Annotated in this window: 18 protein-coding genes and 1 pseudogene; 8 read left to right on the top strand and 11 right to left on the bottom strand. The window is 61.0% G+C overall.

Going from position 1 to position 16,318, the window contains the following annotated elements:
• Positions 1-63 precede the first annotated feature (63 nt).
• Positions 64-369: pseudogene (locus tag HQL44_09935) on the top strand (transposase).
• Between the two features lie 6 nt (positions 370-375).
• Here the strand turns inward: HQL44_09935 and HQL44_09940 are convergent.
• The 7 genes from HQL44_09940 to infA form a co-directional block, all read right to left on the bottom strand.
• A complete protein-coding gene (locus HQL44_09940; GenBank protein ID MBF0268902.1) occupies positions 376-918 on the bottom strand; it encodes a toxin-activating lysine-acyltransferase in 543 nt (180 codons plus the stop codon).
• A gap of 130 nt (positions 919-1,048) precedes the next feature.
• The gene (locus tag HQL44_09945) at positions 1,049-1,288 is read right to left on the bottom strand and encodes an Lrp/AsnC ligand binding domain-containing protein (protein ID MBF0268903.1); all 240 of its coding nucleotides are present in this window, start codon (positions 1,286-1,288) and stop codon (positions 1,049-1,051) included.
• A gap of 3 nt (positions 1,289-1,291) precedes the next feature.
• Positions 1,292-3,409 (bottom strand): DEAD/DEAH box helicase, encoded by a 2,118-nt coding sequence (locus HQL44_09950; protein ID MBF0268904.1) that lies wholly within the window; start codon positions 3,407-3,409, stop codon positions 1,292-1,294.
• 10 nt (positions 3,410-3,419) lie between these two features.
• On the bottom strand, positions 3,420-3,623 hold the full coding sequence (yacG, locus tag HQL44_09955) for a DNA gyrase inhibitor YacG (GenBank protein ID MBF0268905.1): 204 nt from the start codon (positions 3,621-3,623) through the stop codon (positions 3,420-3,422).
• A complete protein-coding gene (locus tag HQL44_09960; GenBank protein ID MBF0268906.1) occupies positions 3,620-4,663 on the bottom strand; it encodes a ribonuclease E/G in 1,044 nt (347 codons plus the stop codon). The genes yacG and HQL44_09960 overlap by 4 nt, the downstream gene beginning before the upstream one ends.
• Positions 4,664-4,715: 52 nt before the next feature.
• Complete coding sequence (maf, locus tag HQL44_09965) at positions 4,716-5,300, bottom strand: septum formation protein Maf (protein MBF0268907.1); 585 nt, start codon at positions 5,298-5,300, stop codon at positions 4,716-4,718.
• Positions 5,301-5,563: 263 nt separating this feature from the next.
• The gene (gene infA / locus HQL44_09970; protein ID MBF0268908.1) at positions 5,564-5,782 is read right to left on the bottom strand and encodes a translation initiation factor IF-1; all 219 of its coding nucleotides are present in this window, start codon (positions 5,780-5,782) and stop codon (positions 5,564-5,566) included.
• Between the two features lie 133 nt (positions 5,783-5,915).
• Here infA and HQL44_09975 point away from each other — a divergent pair, with 133 nt between their 5' ends.
• Positions 5,916-7,553: a polyphosphate kinase gene (locus HQL44_09975; GenBank protein MBF0268909.1), complete on the top strand. Its 1,638-nt coding sequence runs from the start codon at positions 5,916-5,918 to the stop codon at positions 7,551-7,553.
• A gap of 72 nt (positions 7,554-7,625) precedes the next feature.
• Here HQL44_09975 and HQL44_09980 read toward each other — a convergent pair whose 3' ends face one another.
• From HQL44_09980 to HQL44_09995, 4 genes are all read right to left on the bottom strand, one after another.
• The gene (locus HQL44_09980) at positions 7,626-8,243 is read right to left on the bottom strand and encodes a NapC/NirT family cytochrome c (protein ID MBF0268910.1); all 618 of its coding nucleotides are present in this window, start codon (positions 8,241-8,243) and stop codon (positions 7,626-7,628) included.
• On the bottom strand, positions 8,243-8,944 hold the full coding sequence (locus HQL44_09985; GenBank protein ID MBF0268911.1) for a c-type cytochrome: 702 nt from the start codon (positions 8,942-8,944) through the stop codon (positions 8,243-8,245). Before HQL44_09985 ends, HQL44_09980 begins: the two co-directional genes overlap by 1 nt.
• A gap of 175 nt (positions 8,945-9,119) precedes the next feature.
• Positions 9,120-10,394: an FAD-dependent oxidoreductase gene (locus HQL44_09990; GenBank protein MBF0268912.1), complete on the bottom strand. Its 1,275-nt coding sequence runs from the start codon at positions 10,392-10,394 to the stop codon at positions 9,120-9,122.
• Positions 10,395-10,408: 14 nt separating this feature from the next.
• A complete protein-coding gene (locus HQL44_09995) occupies positions 10,409-10,711 on the bottom strand; it encodes a sulfide dehydrogenase (GenBank protein ID MBF0268913.1) in 303 nt (100 codons plus the stop codon).
• Between the two features lie 291 nt (positions 10,712-11,002).
• Here HQL44_09995 and HQL44_10000 point away from each other — a divergent pair, with 291 nt between their 5' ends.
• The 6 genes from HQL44_10000 (at position 11,003) to HQL44_10025 (ending at position 16,283) form a co-directional block, all read left to right on the top strand.
• Positions 11,003-12,106 (top strand): YeeE/YedE family protein, encoded by a 1,104-nt coding sequence (locus HQL44_10000; protein MBF0268914.1) that lies wholly within the window; start codon positions 11,003-11,005, stop codon positions 12,104-12,106.
• A gap of 76 nt (positions 12,107-12,182) precedes the next feature.
• A complete protein-coding gene (gene soxY / locus HQL44_10005) occupies positions 12,183-12,611 on the top strand; it encodes a thiosulfate oxidation carrier protein SoxY (GenBank protein MBF0268915.1) in 429 nt (142 codons plus the stop codon).
• A 25-nt stretch (positions 12,612-12,636) separates the two neighbouring features.
• Complete coding sequence (gene soxZ, locus HQL44_10010) at positions 12,637-12,957, top strand: thiosulfate oxidation carrier complex protein SoxZ (protein MBF0268916.1); 321 nt, start codon at positions 12,637-12,639, stop codon at positions 12,955-12,957.
• A 272-nt stretch (positions 12,958-13,229) separates the two neighbouring features.
• Positions 13,230-13,637, top strand: coding sequence for a cytochrome c (locus HQL44_10015; protein MBF0268917.1), 408 nt, complete (start codon positions 13,230-13,232; stop codon positions 13,635-13,637).
• 63 nt (positions 13,638-13,700) lie between these two features.
• Positions 13,701-14,933 carry an MFS transporter gene (locus HQL44_10020; protein ID MBF0268918.1) on the top strand — a complete coding sequence of 411 codons (1,233 nt, stop codon included), beginning with the start codon at positions 13,701-13,703 and terminating at the stop codon, positions 14,931-14,933.
• A gap of 135 nt (positions 14,934-15,068) precedes the next feature.
• Positions 15,069-16,283 (top strand): NADP-dependent isocitrate dehydrogenase, encoded by a 1,215-nt coding sequence (locus HQL44_10025; protein MBF0268919.1) that lies wholly within the window; start codon positions 15,069-15,071, stop codon positions 16,281-16,283.
• Positions 16,284-16,318: the final 35 nt, after the last annotated feature.

Raw genomic sequence — 16,318 nt, forward strand, 5'->3', positions numbered from 1 at the left:
GCGAAGTGGCCGATGTTCTTGCCCGGTGCCAAAATGCCGGTAAGGCGGACTTCTGCCAGAACCATCGCCGACATCTACAAATCCCGCTGGCAGGTCGAACTGTTCTTCAAATGGATCAAACAGAACCTGAAGCTCAAGGGCTTCGTCGGCACATCCAAGAATGCCGTCCTGACGCAAATCTGGATCGCCTTGTGCGTCAGCCTTTTGCTGGCCTATCTGAAATTCTTGGCCCGCGTCGAAATGTCGTTGCAGCAAATCGCCCGTCTGCTCCAGCTTAACCTCTTCTTGCGACGCGATCTCTTGGCTTTGCTTAAGGGCGAAGGACTGCCTTCGACAAGAGCGTCACCCCAGTGGGAGTTAGCCCTTTGAACCGATTCAACAAACCCTGTGGGACAGCAGTGACTCTGACCCCAATTTCTTCACTTCGCCCGCCACCGGTTTGCCGTCTTTGCCCGGTTGCAGCAGCTTCAACGGCTTATCGGCGAACAGGCGTTGCTTGATTTCTTTCAGCACTGCCTCTTGCCCACCGAAGGGGGCGACGAGGTCGACGATCCAGGCCCTGTCGCCCGCATTCCAATCGCTGGGCCTCAAGCGCGTGTGACCCGCCATCAGACGTTGTTCGGCTTCCTCGTTCAGCATCGCCCAAGTGACAAAGGCCTGCGGTTTGTCTTTGCCGCGCACCAGCCTGAACTGGCGCAGCATGACCGGCGGCAGCACCAGCCATTCCAGATCGGCGATGAACAGATGTTTGTGGTTGGGTGATTGCGTCATCAGCCAGACCACGTCGCCCAATACCTCGGCAGGGCCAGAGGGTTGGCGCAATGGCGTTGGAGTGGTTGCTGGTGGCGGTGCCGCTTCGGTAGCCTTGGCTTCTACTTGCTTGGCGGATTTGTCTTTTGAACGAGCCTTGCCGGACATACCGATCTCCCTGAAGAACACATGCTCAACCGCCAGAGATCGCCCATTCCACTTGGAATAAGGTCCCTCTTTTCAGCGCATTTATGTCCCGCAGGTAGGCTTGTTTTTGTTTGATAAGCGATTTGAAACTCTACCCGAACGCCTTGAAGGCGATCAGGGTGAAAGTGTCCTTGATGCCGGGCAGAGTCTGGATGGTTTCGGTGACGAAGTGGCCGATATCGGCCCCGGCTTCCAGATAGCATTTGGCCAGCAGATCATACTGGCCGGAAATGGAATGCACCTCGCTGACCTGATCGGTTTCCACCAATTCGTCAGCCACCTCATAGGCCTTGCCCAGTTCGCATTTGATCATGACGAAGATGGTCTGCATGGCCTAGTTCCCTGTCGGTGGTTCCCTTGTGGCGTCCGGCTCCGACGCCTGCGCCGGTTCTTCTTGCGCCCCGTCTTCGTCGGCGTCTTCATCGGCGGCGTCGTCCGCATCGTCATCGTCGCTCGTTTCTGCACTTTCGTCCAGAGGGGCGGCATCGGCGGTTGCCGGGGAATCGCCCAGCACGTCCACCTCGTCGTCGTCGGGAATCTCGATTTCCTCGATCATGCCCAGGGCCGGGCTTTCGGGGGCTTCGTCCTCGATCACCTCGTCGTCGATCTCGGACTCGTCCAATTCGCCCGGCTTGCGAAGCGGCGGCAATTTCACGGCGCGTTGCATGAAAGCGGGAATGTCGGCGCCGAAGCCGATCACCGGCGTATCGTCACCATCGTCGTCGCGGCCATATCTGCGGCCCCGGTCGCGTCCACGGTCTCGATCCTGGCCACGATCTTGCCCTCTGTCGCGATTCCGGTCACGGTCATTGCGGTCTCGCCCGCCGCGCTCGCGGCCAGGCTCGCGCTCGCGATGCGAACGCAGGGCCGGTTCGAATTTCACCTCGGGCTGATCGGCTTGCGATGGATCGACGCCATGCGCCGCAACCGGCGCAGCGCTTTCCACCACGGCGTCCGCTACGACTTGCGCCTCGGTCTCGCTTGGTTTCTCTCGCTCGCGGCCACGGCCCCGGTCGCGTCCCGGACGGTCGCCACGCTCGCGGCCACCCCGAACACCACGGTCGCGGCCATTGCGGCCACGGCCCCGGCCTTCGCCCCCATCGGCGACGCCCATTTCCGGAACGGCCAGTCCCTCGATGGTCTCGCGGGGGATTTCCTTGCCCAGCATCTGTTCGATGGCGGCCAGGAATTTGGCGTCTTCGGGCGTGCACAAGGAGTAGGCGCGACCGGAAAGACCGGCGCGGCCCGTGCGTCCGATGCGGTGCACATAGTCTTCAGCATGGAAGGGCAGATCGAAATTATAGACGTGCGACACGCCCTGAATGTCGATGCCGCGCGCCGCCACGTCGGAACAGACCAGCAGGCGCACTTCGTCCTTCTTGAAGGAATCCAGCGTGCGCATGCGCTCGGGCTGCGACATGTCGCCATGCAATTCGGCGGCGTCCAGACCATGGCGCTTGAGCGAACGGTACAAGATGTTCACCGTCTTCTTGCGATTGCAGAAGATGAAGGCGTTCTTGACGTCCTCGGCGCTCAGAAGGCGGCGCAGCGCTTCGCGCTTGTCCAACTCGTCGACCATGATCAGCGCCTGCTGAACATTGGCGGCGGGGGCGGCGGGCGGAGCCACCGAAATGCGCTTCGGGCTGAACAGGAACGTATCGACAAGGCGCTGGATTTCCGGCGGCATGGTAGCCGAGAAGAACAGCGTTTGGCGCATGCTGGGCAGCTTGGAGACGATCTTCTCGACATCGGGGATGAAGCCCATGTCCAGCATGCGGTCGGCTTCGTCAATGACCAGGATCTTGACGTCGTTGAGCAGAATGCGTCCGCGCTCGAACAGATCGAGCAGGCGTCCCGGCGTGGCGATCAGCACGTCGACGCCGCGATCGAGCTTGCGCACTTGTTCGTCCATCGACTCGCCGCCGATCAGCAGCGCCTTCGACAGCTTGTGATACTTGCCGTAGAGATCGAAATTCTCGGCCACCTGGGCGGCCAGTTCGCGCGTCGGTTCCAAGATCAGCGAGCGCGGCATGCGCGCCTTGGCGCGGCCCGACCCCAAAATCTCGATCATCGGCAGGGTGAAAGAGGCGGTCTTGCCGGTGCCGGTCTGCGCCGTGCCCAGCACGTCGCGGCCCATCAGCACCACGGGAATGGCTTCGGCCTGAATGGGGGTGGGATGTTCGTAGCCGACGTCGGCGATGGCGCGCAAAACGTCGTGGCTTAAACCCAGTTCCAGGAAGGTGACCTTTTCCTCAACCGGCGGCGGAGGCAGATGCTCCTCGTGATGGGCGAGCGGTTGCTCGTCCTCATCCGGTTCGGACGGGTAGCGGGCCTCGTTCTCCGGCTCGGCAACGAGCAGAGGTTCGGACTGGAAGTCGCCATCCGGCTCGCTGGCGCTATTGGCGCTCTCGATCGGCTCGACGGTGGGTTCGGAAGGTTCGTGTTCTGTCATGCGGGGCGGATCATAGGGGTTCGGGGCGTTCTGTCAATCGATCAAGTCCCGGATCGGCCTCTTGAAGGTCATTTGCGGGCTGTTCTTCCGCCGGAATGGCATAGCCCTCGGAAAGCCAGCGGTTCAGGTCCCGATCCGCGCAACGGCGCGAACAGAACGGTTTCAGCTTCACGTCCATGGGCTTGCCGCACACCGGGCAACGGGGTCCGTTCATTGGGTCAGCACCTCCAACTTTTCTCCTGATTCCAATATGATAGCATGTCCAAGCCGTTCTTCGGCCATAGCTAGGGCCTGGTTCATGCCCCCCCTTAGCAGGTCAACCGCCGCCGGGGGCAAAATCAGGCGGGGCCGGGCGGCGGGATTGGCGCGCACCAGGGACAAGGCGGCCCGCAACCCCGCGCAGGCCAAGGCTTCGGGACCAAGAAAAAGATCGGCCAGACAGGCCGAGCGCCGCTCTCTGGCCAGTTCGACCAGTCCCAGCGGGGTTGTGCCGCCCAGATGGACCTTCGTCTCGTCCCTGGCCAACTCGTCCTTGAGAAGGCCCACGATTTTGCCCAGCCGGTTCCTGGGCAGGCCCGCGAAATCGACCAAGATGCGCCCCCCCAGATTGCGCAGCCTGATTTGGCGGGCGATCTCGATGGCGGCTTCCTGGTTGGCGCGAAAACGGGCGTCGGGGCCTTTCTGCGCCCCGGTATCGACATCCACCGCCCACAGGGCCGCCGTGCGCTCGATCAGCAGCCGCCCGCCCGAAGGCAGGCGGACCAACGGCGACAGCGCCTCATCCAGGGCCTCGGCGGCCCCGCTGGTCTCGAACGGATCCTGGGCGGAACCGGGCTTGTTTTCCAGTATCTCGTCCGCCTTCCCCCTCGCCTGAAGTTCGGACAGGGGGTCGGCAGGCGCTTGCAAACGCAAGGGCGGCTTGGCGCCTTCGGGAATTTCCAAACCTTGCGGGACGTCCAGGGACAGACGCGCCCCCTTTTCGCCGTAGGGATCGGCCTTGACGCAAACCGCCACCGCATCGCCCTCGCCCAAGCGGCGCTTGCCCAAATTCAGAAATCCCGGCCTGGACAAACCAATCTCGACGAAGGCCCCGCCAATGCCCGGCTCCAATCGAACCACCCGGCCCAGATAGATGGCGCCCAGATAGGGCGCTCCTTGGTCGCGCGCAGCCCTGATCGCCACCACCCGCCCATCCTCGATGCGGGCGTAGCGCCGCTCGCCGGGAGAGACCGAGACGACCAACTGCGTGGTCATATATTTTTCTCCCTCAAGCGCCGGGCGAACGCTATCTGCGCCCTTGCCGCCTTCATATCGCCCCGGCCCCCTTGAGCAAGGCATAGGTTTCGTGCAGGGCTAGACCCACCACGTTCGAATAGGAACCGGACAGAAAGGGCACGAAGGCCGCGGCGGTGCCCTGGATGGCATAGCCGCCCGCCTTGCCCTCGCCCTCGCCTTCGGCGGCGTAGGCGGCGATTTCCCGGCTCTCCAGATGTTTGAAGGCGACCGTGGTGCTGACCAGCCGGTCCCAGTGCCGCCCGTCTGGCCCCAGAAGGCAGATGCCGCCCAGAACCTTATGGCGGCGGCCCGACAGGCGCTTTAGGCAATCGGCCACCATCTCGGGGCTTTCCGCCTTGGGCAGAATGCGCCGTCCCAGCGCCACCACCGTATCGGCCCCCAGCACGAAAGCGCCCGGATGGCGCCCCGCCACCAGACGGGCCTTTTCATAGGCCAGCCTGCGCGCATGGCCTTCGGGCAATTCGTTGGGCAGCGGGGTCTCGTCGCAGTCGGCGGGGTCAAACGCTTTGGGCTGGACGCCGATTTGCGCCAAAAGCTCACGCCGTCGCGGCGAGGCCGAGGCCAGGATCAAAGTTGGCCTAGGGTCAAAACTCATGAACGCCACGAACGCGACGCTGGAGATTTTGTCGTCCGAACAGGCGCTTGACCTGCCGTGGACTGGCTGTCCACAAGGGGCAAGCAACGTATTCGGGCGGCAAAATCACCGCGTCCCTCCGGGCTTCGAAGGAAATGGCCGACTGATGCGTCAAAACGCTCGACCGTATTCCCGATACGCTCATCGCGTTCTTCCTTTCATTCGGCCATTTTCTTCAGAAGCGCGTCTCGCGGGGTTCATGAGTTTTGACCCTGGAATCCATTCTATTTGAATCGGAAGGTGATACGCCCCTTGGTGAGGTCGTAAGGTGTCATTTCCACGTTCACGCGGTCTCCTGCCAGCACCCGGATGCGGTTCTTGCGCATCTTGCCCGATGTATGGGCCAAAATCTCATGGTCGTTGTCGAGTTTCACGCGGAACATGGCATTGGGTAGAATTTCCGCGATGATTCCTGAAAACTCGATCACATCTTCCTTCGGCATCCGCTCTCCTGCGTTGGGTTGAAAACCGCCCTTTGATGCGTCCAAGCGGCCATCAGGTCAAGAGGAATCCTTGTTTTCCCCCCTCTCCTGGTCCAGGATGGCACGGGGTACCAGGAATTCATGGGGGATCAAGATGTTCCAGACCGCCGAACTTGGCCAAAAAGTTTCCAGGGAAGATTTCGACCGCATTTCCCAGGATTTGCGATACGAGCTGCTGACGCTGCAAAACGAGCTTCGCGGCTGCGACTTTCCAGTCATCCTGGTCTTTGCCGGGGTGGATGGCGGCGGCAAGGGCGAAACGGTCAACCTTCTGAACGAATGGATGGACCCGCGCTGGATCGCGACCCGCGCCTACAGCATGCCCTCGGACGAAGAGCGCGAGCGCCCCTTCTATTGGCGCTTCTGGCGCGATCTGCCGCCCAAGGGCCAAGTAGGCCTGTTCCTTAGCAGTTGGTATTCGCACCCCATCAACAGCCATGTGCGCAAGGAAGCCAGCACCGCCGAATTCGAAAGCCTGCTTGACCGAGTCAACTCCTTCGAAAAGACCCTGGCCGACGACGGCGCCTTGATCGTCAAATTCTGGCTGCACCTAAGCAAGTCGGCCCAGAAGCGCCGCTTGAAGTCGCTGGAAAAGGACGAGTTGCAAAGCTGGCGCGTGACCAAGCAGGACTGGAAGAACTGGAAGAATTACGACCAGTTCATCAATACGGCAGAACATATGATCAGCAAGACCAGCACCGGCTATGCGCCCTGGGAAATCGTCGAAGGCGAGGACAGTCGTTTTCGCAGCCTGACCGTGCTGACTTTGGTGCGCGACGCCATCCGAAAGCACATGACCGAGCGGGCGGCCAAGCGCAAGCTGATCGCCGAACTGGCCGCCGCGGCCAACGCCAAGCGCACAGCCGAACTGGCCAATGTTCACAGCCAAATCAAAACGCTCGAGAAGAAGGCCGAGGCTTCCACCGCTAAAAAACCGGGCAAGGGCAAGGACAAGGCGAAGGCCGGTTTGGAGGTTCCGACCGTTTCTCTGACGCCACAGGGCCAGCTTCAGCCGCGCACCGTGCTGTCGGCGCTGGACATGACGTTGAAGTATGAAAAAAAGGAATACGGCTTGGCGCTGAAGAAGGCGCGCGCCGAACTGGCCCTTCTCTACCGCCAGGCCAAGGCCAGGGGCATATCCACCTTGCTGGTGTTCGAAGGCTGGGACGCTGCGGGCAAGGGAGGCGCCATTCGCCGCCTGACCGCCAGCCTGGACGCCCGCGATTACCGCGTGACCCCGGTCGCCGCCCCCACCGACGAGGAGCGCGCCCAACATTATCTGTGGCGCTTCTGGCGCCATATGCCGAGAGCCGGTCGTCTGACCCTTTTTGACCGCAGTTGGTACGGCCGCGTTCTGGTCGAGCGCGTCGAAGGCTTCGCCAGGGACGAGGAATGGCACCGCGCCTTTTCGGAAATCAACGACTTCGAAGAGCAGATCGCCTTCCACGGCACGGTGCTGGCCAAATTCTGGGTCCACATCACCAAGGAAGAGCAATATCGCCGCTTCAAGGAGCGCGAGACCATCGCCTACAAGAAGTGGAAGCTGACCGACGAGGACTGGCGCAACCGGGCCAAGTGGGACGATTACGAGACGGCGGTCAACGAAATGGTCGAGCGCACCAGCACGCGCCAAGCGCCCTGGATTTTGGTCGAGGGCAATGACAAGAACTACGCCCGCGTCAAGATCATCCAGTCGGTCGCCGATCTCTTGAAGAAGCGCCTCGCCAAGTAAGCTCGGTCAAAAAAACGCCGACAACGCTTGAAGGCGTTGTCGGCGATATTCACTTCCGCATGGAAATAATATTCAGTCTTCCCTGGGCGGCAGCTTGTGGGCCACGCCCTTGTGGCACTGAACGCAGGTCTTGCCTTCCAGCGCCGCCTGCGGATGCCTGAGCTTGGCGGCATTGCTCTGCTTCATGACATCCATCGAATCGTAGGTATGGCAGTTGCGGCATTCCCTTGAATCGCTTTTGATCATATAGACCCAAACGCGATCAGCCAGTTCCGCTCGCTTGGCGTAGAACTTCTCGGGCGTGTCAATGGTGCCCTTGATTTCGGCGATGATGTCATTGACCGCGAAGAACTTGCGCACCAGCTTGGGACCCAATTCTTTCGGAACATGGCAATCATGGCACTGGGCATGGGCGCCCGAGCGGTTCTTGTAGTGGATCGATTCCTTGTACTCGTCATAGTTCAACTGCATCGAATGGCACGAGGTGCAAAATTCGGTGCGGTTGGTCCATTCGATGGCGGTCACGAAACCTGCCATGCCGAAAACACCCGCCATGAAAATAATGGCGAAGAAGCCCAGGCTTTTGCACCAGGACCTCTTTTTCGAAGGCTGCCGCTTCGAGTGCCGCTCGTGATGAGCGGCACCCGTTGCGTCGGCGGCAGTCTCGCTATGGTTCTTGGACGAAGGCATTATTCAGGCAGCGACTGAGCATGAGCCAGAATGTCGGCCGAGACCGCAGGGTCGAGCGAGCGGAGAGCCGGCATCGCCTCGGCAGGCTGCCCGTTCAGCGACTTGTGCAGAAGCTGCCAGGGGTCGGTCTTCAAAGCGCCAACGGCGGCGCCGGTGCTGACCTTCTTGCCGTCAACGCCATGACAACCGGCGCACAGGGTGTTGAAATAAACCTCGCCCTTGGCGGCGTTGCCCTTCGGCTTGCCGGCGGCATCGACATACTTGTTCAGATCGGGCAGGCCCTTCGAGATGAAAAGACCCAGATCGGCGGCGTCCTGCGCGCCCAGCTTGCCCGCATAGGCGTGCTTGGCGTCCATGACGGCGGCGGCGATGGCCTTGGGATCCTTGCCCGCCATGCCCGCAACGCCCTTGATGCCGGTGGCGTGGTCGTTCTTGCCGTAAACGCCGTCCTTGCCCTTGAAGTCCCAGCCGTGGCATTCCTTGCAACGCCAGGACTGCTTCGGATATTTGCCCGAAGCCGGATAGGCGGGGTGAGTCTCTTCCGGACGGGACTGCTTCAATTCCTTGAACCAGTTGTCATAGAGCTTGCCGCCCCTGGCCATGGCGGATACGTCCTCGGCGGCAGCCGCCGGAAGGACCGAACCGGTCAACCCCACCATCAACGCCAAAGCGGCGATCATCGTCAGACCAAGAATCCTCATCGCAACATTCCTTTTCTCTTGAACTTTGTTACGGTCCGGTCGCCCGTCCCGCCATTCTCCCACCAACAGTGCTAGTCACATTCCGACTGCCAAGCAATACCCCCGCCGGGTAGCCAACGCCCGCCCCCTTGAGGGAGCGGGCGAGGCTTTAAGCGGGCAGGTTAAGCTGCGTGAATCAGCCCCAGCTGTCCTGGCTGATGCTCTGATACCAGCCGGTAGCGAAATCCGCTTCCTTCTTGCGGAATTGGGCATTCGCGCCCTTGGGGCTGACGCCGCCGGAACCCTTGACGCCGTCGATCTTGCCTTCGGTCACGGCATAGACCGCCGCAACCGAAATGCCGTAATCGGGGTTCAAGAGGCTGTAGCAGGTATTGATCGCCGAGAACGGCACCGGGGTGTTGCCCTTCAGCGTCGCCACGATGGCGGCAGCCGCCACCTTGGCCTGGCTGGAGGCCGAGTAACCCGACTTCGGCATGGCGCCGGCGATGCAAGCGTCGCCGATGACATACACGTCCTTGACCTGGGTCGATTCGAACGTGTTCGGATTGATCGGGCAGAAGCCGGTGGCGTTGGTCAAGCCCGACTTGATGGCCACCATGCCCGCCGACTGCGGCGGAATGATGTTGGCCACGGCGGGCTTGAACTTGTCGAAGTCGGTGGCGACGACGCCAGCCTTGGCGTCGACGCTCATGACCTTGCCGCCCTTGGCCGCCGGGACCCATTCGAGATGCTTCTCGTAGAGCTTCTCCCAACCTTCCTTGAACAGGCCCGACTTGGCGAAGTCGTCCTTCGAGTCGAGGATGATCACCTTCGACTTGGGCTTCTTGGCCTTCAGATAGTGGGCGATCAAGCTGGCGCGCTCGTACGGGCCGGGCGGGCAGCGGTAGGGGTTGGCGGGGGAAGAAATGATGACATGTCCGCCGTCCGGCATGGCTTCCAACTGCTTGTGCAACAGCGCGGTCTGCGGACCGGCCTTCCAAGCGTGCGGCATGATGTGCGAAGCGGCTTCGTCATAGCCGGGCAAAGCGCCCCACTTCATGTCGATGCCGGGCGACACGATGCACTTGTCGTAGCTGAACGACTGGCCGTCGGCAGTCACCACCTTCTTGGCGGCGCCGTCAATGGCGGTGACGGTGGCGTTGACCACCTTGACGCCATGCTTGGCCGAGAGCGCGTCGAACTTGCGTTCGATGAACGACATCGGGAACATGCCCGCCAGAACGGCGTTCGAGAACGGGCAGGTGAAGTGCGTCTTCTCGGCGTCGATCAGAGTGACGTCGAGAGCCGGATTGTAACGCTTCAGATATTTGGCCGCCGTGGCGCCGCCAAAACCGCCGCCGATAACCACGACGCGCTCGGAACCCGTCGTACAACCGGCGATGCCGAACGTCGAAACAGCGCCAGCGGCGCCGAGGAGACCGTTAAAAGTCCTGCGTGAAATCTTTGTCATAGCGCTGGTCCCCCTCACTTCTTGGCAGTGTAATAGTCGACCATGGCGTCAAGGTCCTTATCGGAATAACCCTTGACGATACGGTCCATGATGGTGGCTTCGCGCTTGCCGCTCTTGTACTCGCGCAGAATCTGCTTCAGCTCGGCAGGCTTCTTTTCGTGGAAAGCAGGCATCGAGCCAAGGCTGCGTCCATCGGTGCCGTGGCAACCGGCGCAAGCGTCGGCGGCAACTGAAATGGCATCCATGGCGCGGGCCGAAGGCGCTGCAAGCAGCGCCGCGGCCACGCAGAGTCCGGCTGTTAAGAGACGTTTGGTCATTGTGTCGATCCTCCCCGGGAGTCTGTGACGTTAAGTGGTTCGCGCTTTTTACGTCTTTATTAGGCAAAAAGTATCAAGTCGCGAAGCCGCTGACAATGCCCGATTTTGATACGGATCAATCCTGATGAAATGAAGGCAATATTAAATTTATCTAATTTAGCGTCAGCAAATCTTATCATTGACAAAGACTTACGCAGGCGGCTTGCCGGGCCGCTATTTCTTCATGTAGTTATATAAGCAAAATGAGAGGCAAGCCCCAATGGGCCTGCGGCTTGAAACCGGCTTGGGAGGATGAACGTGTTCGAGATGGATGTCTTAACGAAGGTCACGCTAGGCGCCTTTCTGCTGGGCGGGGTGCTGGGTGCCCTGGCCCTGAAAAGCAATTTCTGCACCATGGGCGCCTTGTCCGACATCGTCTTCATGGAAGACTGGCGGCGCTTCCGTTCGTGGATGCTGGCCGTCGCCGTTGCCATCCTGGGCACGCAGGGCATGCACATGGCGGGCATGCTGGATATCGGCAAGGCCAATTTCCTGACTCCCAGCCTGGGCTGGGCGGGCGCCATTATCGGCGGACTATTGTTCGGCTATGGCATGACCATGGCGGGCGGTTGCGGCAACAAAACCCTGGTGCGTCTGGGGGCAGGCAACCTGAAATCGCTGGTCGTCGTTCTGGTCCTGGGCTTTACCGGCTATATGACCATGCGCGGCTTGATCGCGGTGCCCCGCATCGAGCTGGAAAGAACCAATCTGGATTTCAAGGCTCTGGGCATTGCCAGCCAGGGCATTCCCGCCATTCTGGGCAGCCTGGGATTGGAAGCGGCGACGGCGCGCATCGCGGCCATCGCCATCGTGGCGGGCGGCCTGCTGATCTTCTGCTTGAAAAGCAAAGAGTTCCTGACCTCGCCGGTGCATCTGTTCAGCGGCGTCGCCATCGGCTTGATCATCGCCGGCGGCTGGGCGGTTTCCGGCATCCTGGGGGCTGACGAATTCGACCCCCTGCCCCTGACCTCCTACACCTTCGTCGGCCCCACCAGCGACACGATGCAATATCTGATGACCTTTACGGGGTCCAAGATGAATTTCGGCGTCGCCGCCGTGATCGGCGTGGTGACGGGATCGTTCCTGGCCGCCATCCTGACCGGCGAATTCCATATCGAGGCTTTCAGCGACGCTTCCGACATGAAGCGCCACCTTCTGGGAGCGGCCATGATGGGCGTGGGCGGCGTGCTGGCCATGGGCTGCACCTTCGGCCAGGGCCTGACCGGCATGTCGACGCTGGCCCTAAGCTCGGTGATCGCCCTGGTTTCGATCTGCATCGGCGGCGTCTGGGGCCTGCGCTCGATGGAGGAAGGCAGCGTGATGGGCGGTCTTCGCGCCGTCTTCGTGCGCAGCTGATTTTCATATTCGGTTTATGAAAGAGGAGTCGTGAATGTCTAGTGAACTGAAACCGTCCGCCCTGACCCGGCGCGAGATGCTTCTGGCCAGCGCCGCCTTGCTGGCCTTCGCGGCCACCGGCACGATGCCGGGCACGGCCCAGGCCACCCCGGCCGAGGTCGATGCCGCCGTCAAGAAGCTGACCAACAACGCCGCCGTCAAGCCGGGCAAGGTGACGTTGGAACTGCCCGAGATCGCCGAGAACGGCGCCAGCGTTCCGATGACGGTCAAGGTCGAAAGCCCGATGACCGACAAGGATCACGTGACGGCCATTCACATTTTCGCTGAAGGCAATCCCCGCCCCGTCGTGCTGTCGGTCAAGATCGGGCCGCGCGCGGGCAAGGCGGAATTCGCCATCCGCATTCGCATGGCGCAGACGCAGAACGTGCTTGCAGTCGCCGTCATGAGCGATGGCCAAGCCTTCAGCGCCAAGAAAGAAGTCAAAGTCACCGCCGGCGGCTGCTGAGCGGACATCGTTAGGAGATACGAACATGGCAGCAGCTCAAGTGCGCGTTCCCTCGTCCGCCAAGAAGGGCGAGGTGATCGAAATCAAGACCCGCATCCAGCACGATATGGAAACCGGCATGCGCAAGGATTCCTCGGGCAAGACGGTTCCCCGTCTGATGCTGAAGTCCTTCGTCTGCAAGTACAACGGCGCCACGGTGTTCGAAGCCGATTTCGACACCTCGGTTTCGGCCAACCCGATTTTGTCCTTCTTTACGGTGGCCACCGAAAGCGGCAAGCTGGAATTCATCTGGACCGACGACAACAACGTCGCCGTCAAGGAAGAAGCCAGCATCACGGTTGCGTAATACCGTTTTGCATTAATCGTGTCCGATTAATGCAAGCCTCAGGCGCCGGGCGGGATGCTCCGCATCCCTTGGCTCCCGCGCCTTTGGGCGCGCGCGGGCCTTGCCCGCGTCCAAGCGGCAATGAGTCATACTTTCTGCCGCTTGGTATAAATTAGCGCTGTCTTGCAAAAACCCCGCGATGCCTGTTAGCTGGCGTCGCGGGGTTTTTCATGACTGCGATGCGCCGTCCATGACCATGGCGAACCATGAGTGGCTGTGTTAGAAAATTCCCCATGACCAAGCCAATCAAACGCGTCCTTCTTTTAGCAATGGCCCTTGCGCTGGTCGGCGCCGCCATCGCTTTCTGGATCGGCCAGGATCGGGGAAGCGTTGCAAGCCCATCGGCGCCCGGCCTGTCCACAGCCGCCTTGGAAGGCAAGTCGGTCTTCGAAAAGAATTGCGGCGAATGTCACGGCCTCGACGCCATGGGCACCGACAAAGGGCCGCCCCTGATCCATCGCATCTACAAACCCGGCCACCATTCCGACATATCTTTTTACATGGCCGTGCAAAATGGCGTGAAGGCGCATCACTGGCCTTTCGGCGACATGCCGGCACAGCCCGAGGTGACGCAAGATCAGGTCGCCATGATTTTGCGCTATATCCGTGAATCGCAACTGGCGGCGGGTATCGGCTCATGACAAGCCCCTGTCTTGCAATAGGAGCAAGGCGCGCCTAGGTTAAGGCTGGTTTCTGATCACCGGATAGATATTGCCATGTCCGCCGCCTCCGCTAGCACCTCTTTGGCCTATTCCTGCGCCGGACATGTCTATGCGCACATATTCGACCCCATCTTCTTCGTGGTCGCTCTGGCCCTGCCCAAGGCCATGGGCCTGGCCTATGAGGACGCGCTGCTGCTGATCATCGGCGGCAAGGTGCTTTATGGCGTTCTGGCGCCGGGGGCGGGCTGGCTGGGCGACCGCTGGAGCGCGGTGGGCATGATGCTGATCTTTTTTATCGGCCTGGGACTGGCGGGCATCGCCACCGGACTGGCCGACAATCCTTTCCAACTGTCGCTGGGCCTGGCCGGGCTGGGCTTCTTCGGCTCGATCTATCATCCGGTCGGCACCGCCTGGCTGGTGCGCAACGCCACCAACCGCGGCAAGGCCCTGGGATTGAACGGGATCTTCGGTGGCCTGGGAGCGGCCCTGGGCGGCATCGTGGCCGGAGCGCTAACCGACGCCATTTCCTGGCGCGCCGCCTTCATCATTCCCGGCGTCGTCGTCTTGGCCTCGGGCCTGCTGTTCGCCTACAGCTTGAAGAAGGGCCAAGTCGTCGAAATCAAGGAAGACCTGAAGCCGCACGCCGCCCCCAGCAAGGGCGAGACCATTCATGCCGGGTTGATCCTGACGCTGACCATGCTGTGCACAGGGCTGATCTATCAGGTGACGCAGCCAGCCCTGCCCAAATTGTTCGAAGCCCGCCTGGGCGACGTGCTGGGCGACGGCCTTTTGGGCGTCGGCGGACTGGTCACCCTGATCTACACCGTTGCCGGACTGTTTCAACTGGTGGCCGGTCACTGGGCCGACCGCTATCCGCTGCGCTATGTCTATGCCGGGGTCTATCTGGCTCAGGTGCCGATGCTGCTGGCCGCCGCCTGGGTGGGCGGACTGCCGCTGGCCCTGGTGGCCATGGTCATGGTCAGCATGAATCTGGCTGGCATTCCGGCGGAAAACAGCCTGTTGGCCCGCTATACGCCCGCCAAATGGCGCGGCACCGCCTTTGGCATGAAATTCGTGCTCAGTTTCGGCATCAGCGGCATGGGCGTGCCCCTGATGGCCGTCATCTTGAAGAACACCGGCGATTTCATCTGGGTGTTCCTGCTGTTGTCGCTGATGGCGGTCATTGTCGTTGCGGCCAGCCTGATGCTGCCCAGGGACGCGCCTAAGCCGACGGCCTTGGAAGAAGCGGAAGCTCAGGCCCAAGCCACAACCTAACCCGTTCAGGTAGGCTTTCCCCTTGCTTTCGGGCAGGGAAATCCCTATGTTCCCGCCGTCCGTTGCCGCTTGATGGCTTTCGCTCCGGGGCGCACCCCGGCGGACGTTCCCCCCTTTAGATAGCCGAGGAATGTCATGGCCAAGATTCAGGTCAAAACCCCGCTGGTCGAGCTTGATGGCGACGAAATGACGCGCATCATCTGGCAGTTCATCAAGGACAAGCTGATCTTGCCCTATCTCGACGTCAAACTCGAATATTACGACTTGTCGATCGAGCATCGCGACGCCACGGACGACTTGGTGACGGTCGATTCCGCCAACGCCATCAAGAAGCATGGCGTGGGCGTGAAATGCGCCACCATCACGCCCGACGAAGCCAGGGTGAAGGAATTCGGGCTTAAGCAGATGTGGAAATCGCCCAACGGCACTATCCGCAACATTCTGGACGGCACGGTCTTTCGCGAACCCATCATCATGAAGAACGTGCCGCGTCTGGTTCCCGGTTGGACGCAGCCCATCGTGATCGGCCGCCACGCTTTCGGCGATCAGTACAAAGCCACCGATTTCCTGGTGCCGGGCAAGGGCAAACTGACCATGACCTTCACGCCCGACGATGGCGGGCAACCCATCACGCATGACGTATTCCAGTTTCCCGGCGCTGGCGTCGCCATGGGCATGTACAACCTGGACGAATCGATCCGGGGCTTTGCCAGGGCCTGCATGAATTACGCCCAGATGAAGGGCTGGCCGCTGTATCTGTCGACCAAGAACACGATCCTGAAAGCCTATGACGGGCGTTTCAAGGATTTGTTCCAGGAAGTTTACGACCGCGAATTTGCCGACAGTTTCAAATCCAAGAGCATCACCTACGAACACCGCCTCATCGACGACATGGTGGCCTGCGCAATGAAATGGTCGGGCGGCTTTGTCTGGGCCTGCAAGAATTACGACGGCGACGTGCAATCCGACACCGTGGCCCAGGGCTTCGGATCATTGGGTCTGATGGCCTCGGTCCTGATGAGTCCCGACGGCAAGACGGTGGAAGCGGAAGCGGCGCACGGCACGGTCACCCGCCATTATCGCGAACATCAGAAGGGCAAGGAAACCAGCACCAATCCCATCGCCAGCATCTTCGCCTGGACCAGAGGCCTTTACTATCGCGGCCAGTTCGATGGCCAGCCCGAGGTGCAGAAATTTGCCGAGACTCTGGAGCGCGTTTGCATCGAAACCGTGGAAGGCGGGCAGATGACCAAGGATCTGGCCATCCTGATCGGTCCTTCGCAGCCCTGGCTGACCACCACCTTGTTCCTGGACGCCATCGACGCCAACCTAAAAAAGGCGATGGGGTAAGGTTTGACAGCAAACCTCCGATGTTATAACATGCG

Source organism: Alphaproteobacteria bacterium, assembly GCA_015231795.1.
Classification (GTDB): domain Bacteria; phylum Pseudomonadota; class Alphaproteobacteria; order Rhodospirillales; family WMHbin7; genus WMHbin7.